Consider the following 3,465-nt stretch of genomic DNA (forward strand, 5'->3'; position numbering starts at 1 on the left):
CAATCCTAGTGTAAGTAGACAGGCCAGGATATAGTCCTGCATGGTGTTGTCGCTCTCAAGTCTAATCCTGCATTTTATTGTCATTTTATTCATTGTCCTGTAATAGGTTTACGTTTTAGCTAATGGACGGAGACTGTTCCAGAGCACGCCCAGCACCTACTTCCTTCATCCTTAAGGGTTTTTAAATCCACGAAATATTGACCTATATTTAGTGCCAGGAAATAATCCATTATTTTACACCCGTGAACGAAGCATTACAGAAATTACCCCTTACCAAGCAGGAAGAATTACAGAACATCACCAAGCTGCTCAGCAGCATGAAAAAAGTAGAAATGGTGATCCTGTTCGGCAGCTATGCCCGGGGCGAGTATGTGGAAGACACCTACGTGGAAAAAGGCATCCTCTACGAATACAAAAGCGACTATGACCTGCTGGTAGTCACCCTCCATGACGACCTGAAATGCCACCTGAAAATAGAAACTAAAGTGAACGAGGTATTACGGGATACCGGCATTGTGAAAACACCCGTCAGCCTCATCTTCCACTCCGGCAAGCATCTGAACCAGTCCCTGATGCAGGGCAACTACTTCTTCAAGGACATTAAAAAGGAAGGTATTGTACTGTATGATACCGGCAAGGTACACCTGCAAAACCCTAAGAAGCTCACCGCGGAAGAGGCCCGGGAAAAAGCACAGGGGTATTTTGATCAGTGGTATGAAAGTGCAAATAGCTTCTTGATTGATTTTCAGCATGGGATGGATAGAAACGATTATCACAAAGCTGCTTTTGAACTCCATCAAGCTACCGAACGCTACTATACTACCATCCTGCTGGTCTACACAGACTACCGCCCCAAAGAGCATGACCTGGAGCGGCTGGACCTGCGGGTGAAAAACTGTGACCCTCGCTTTGCGGTATTCCCTCACTCCACCGATGAAGAAAAACGGCTTTTTGAGTTGCTTCGAAGGGCCTATGTAGATGCGCGCTATAAGATGGATGAGTATAGTATTTCTAAAGAGGAGCTGGACTACCTGGCCGAGAAGGTGGGACAATTGAAAGGGCTTACGGAGAAGCTTTGCAAGGAGAAGATTGGACAGATTGGACGGGGGAATGCGTGAAAGGGTGGTTAGTGAGGTAAAACTAAGATGTGGTTCTTAAAATCCCAATCAAAATAAGTTTACTAAAAAATAGGCGCATTACAAATGCTACATGTTCGACTTTTATAAGAAAAATTGGAACGCATTACGCTTTGCTAAATGCGCTCCAGGGGAAAGTCTAAGGAACTTTGCGAATGCGCCTATGACTGCATTCATATCTCCCCCCGAAGATTGGAGCACGTCAAAACCAGTCATAGAACTAGATAAGATACGATCAACTAGCGTCATACGCGTTGTAATAAAAACTCCTTGTCAAGCGTTCTAAACATATGCCATTTGAGTTGATTTAAGGCTCTTCCGGTTTGATCGAGGAAGTTTAGATTAATCGAAAAACCAATCAATAACTCTATTTTCATCCATGATAATGTATAGGTCATAACTATCATGAGTAGTTGAATAATATCGAGTGATTTTAAATTCAATTACTTTATTACCTCCTGTATAGGGGAGTGCTTGTTTTATTTCTAAAAACATGGATTGACTCGGACGCAAAACTTCAAATTCCTTCTGATCTATTGGCTTAATTAATTCTGGCAAATCAACTATTAAACTTTGAAGATCATAAACCAACGAATCATAATTCTTTTGCAAAATATTTTGTTCTTGTTTTATATCATCCGATGCATATTCAAGTTCAACACTATCCATAAATGACGTGCTCAACCCTGTTATTATAGAATCTGCATAAATGTCAAAGCCAGCAAAAAGGCCTTCTTTTAGATACATGGATGAATCATAGTATATAGAAGGGGGTAAGATCAGATTTGAACTATCGTAAGTTTCTTTTTCAAAAGCGAAAATTTGATTACGATATAGCAAGCTATCAACAAAGTACCTTAATGCTTTTCTTTCAATCGTACTGTAGTTAGGTTCAAGTGTTTTTTCTTCTTGCTTAGAGTTACATGAAAAACACAAACTAATTACTACAACGGCAACTAATAGCTTGTTCATATTAATAAGGATAAGACGTTTGAAATGGTAGGCCAGTGTTGTAACCTTGAATATGGCCTTTGAGATTATTCATATACTTGAGTGCATTTCGAAAATCAGCACCCCCGTTATTATAAAGCTGACTTTTACTGAAGTTTATGCTAAATTCTACTGGCCCCCAACCAAACCTTACTTGAGCACCTAGATTTCCACCTACATATTTTCCATTTTGAACTCCTGGTGTAGTAATACGACTAATGGATGCACCAAAAACCTTCCTCTCACCACTCTGATGGATGAAGTTAACATGAACCTTTTGACCTGCTATAGTACAAGGCTTGGTTTGTGTCGCTAAGCCACCCCAACTACCGTGTTGGGCAAACCAATCCATAGTTTCAGGATCGATTACTTGTTCACCTGAAATGGTACCTGATGTTCCAAGTTCATTATAAATTTCCCAGACTCTTCGAAGATTGTGAACTATTGATTCACCCGCGAGATCACTAGCTAAATTAGCCGGGTTTATCCCCCCTGATTGTTGATCCTCAACCGGAACCAAATAATACCCCTCCACTGTAAGTGATATAAGTTCACCATTTTTACGACGTGTTTCCGTTCCATATGGAGCTAATTTGTAGGTTTTCTCGTTCTTTTTACTGTCATTATTTTTATTTGCTTCCAGGCTTTCCGCCCATTCGTGCGAAGTATCCCGATGCGCCCCTCTTGCAAAAGGAGGAATGTATATGCCTGTGAAATTATCAAACCGGTCTCTGCCGAACATGTCCTGGCTATTGTCTCCCATAAGTCCGAGCGGGTCTTTGAATTTCATGGGGTTGTTAAATCCAAAATTATACCCGGTGACTCCGGGAACGGTACCGGCCAGAGGGTCAATTTGCATGAACCTTCCCAGCGCAGGGTCATACCCTCTGAATTCCGTTTCATAGACTTGTGTTTCTTTGTTTAGTTCTATACCATTGTAAAGATAATTAACTCCATCACAACCCGAAGTTGACCGGGCCATGGCTTGCTGCCTGATCGCCATTTGCTCGGGTGTAGCCACTGTCCGTTGCTCGATCTTCAGATCATCGAAGTAAACGGGTCTGACATTTTCTCCTTCATTACTGACAAAAACATGTAGGTGGCCTTCCGTCTCTACGATCATTTCTTCTATGGCCAGCCTTTCCGCTTTGTAGTTGGCTTCTTCGAACCCGTAATGTTCCACCTTGTTGGAGTCAAAACATCCTACCACTCTTAAACCGGCCAGTATTCTAAGACTTAAACAATAAAAAAAGTACAATTTTACGCTGCATAGTTAAAAATTTCGACGTAAGGTGTTTCTCTTTTAACTACAGCGAATATTCTAGCAAGTAATTTGTTC

Annotated in this window: 3 protein-coding genes; 1 reads left to right on the plus strand and 2 read right to left on the minus strand. The window is 41.2% G+C overall.

Annotated features, from left to right (window positions below; genetic code table 11):
- The first annotated feature begins 242 nt into the window (after window positions 1-242).
- Window positions 243-1,118 carry a HEPN domain-containing protein gene (locus tag FNH22_RS31560; protein WP_143402531.1) on the plus strand — a complete coding sequence of 292 codons (876 nt, stop codon included), beginning with the start codon at window positions 243-245 and terminating at the stop codon, window positions 1,116-1,118.
- 360 nt (window positions 1,119-1,478) lie between these two features.
- On the opposite strand, the gene FNH22_RS31565 is transcribed toward FNH22_RS31560, so the two are convergent.
- Complete coding sequence (locus FNH22_RS31565; RefSeq protein ID WP_143402532.1) at window positions 1,479-2,108, minus strand: hypothetical protein; 630 nt, start codon at window positions 2,106-2,108, stop codon at window positions 1,479-1,481.
- Between the two features lies 1 nt (window position 2,109).
- Window positions 2,110-3,309 (minus strand): RHS repeat domain-containing protein, encoded by a 1,200-nt coding sequence (locus FNH22_RS31570; protein ID WP_143402533.1) that lies wholly within the window; start codon window positions 3,307-3,309, stop codon window positions 2,110-2,112.
- Window positions 3,310-3,465: the final 156 nt, after the last annotated feature.

The sequence above is a fragment of the Fulvivirga sp. M361 genome, assembly GCF_007097395.1.
Lineage (GTDB): Bacteria > Bacteroidota > Bacteroidia > Cytophagales > Cyclobacteriaceae > Fulvivirga.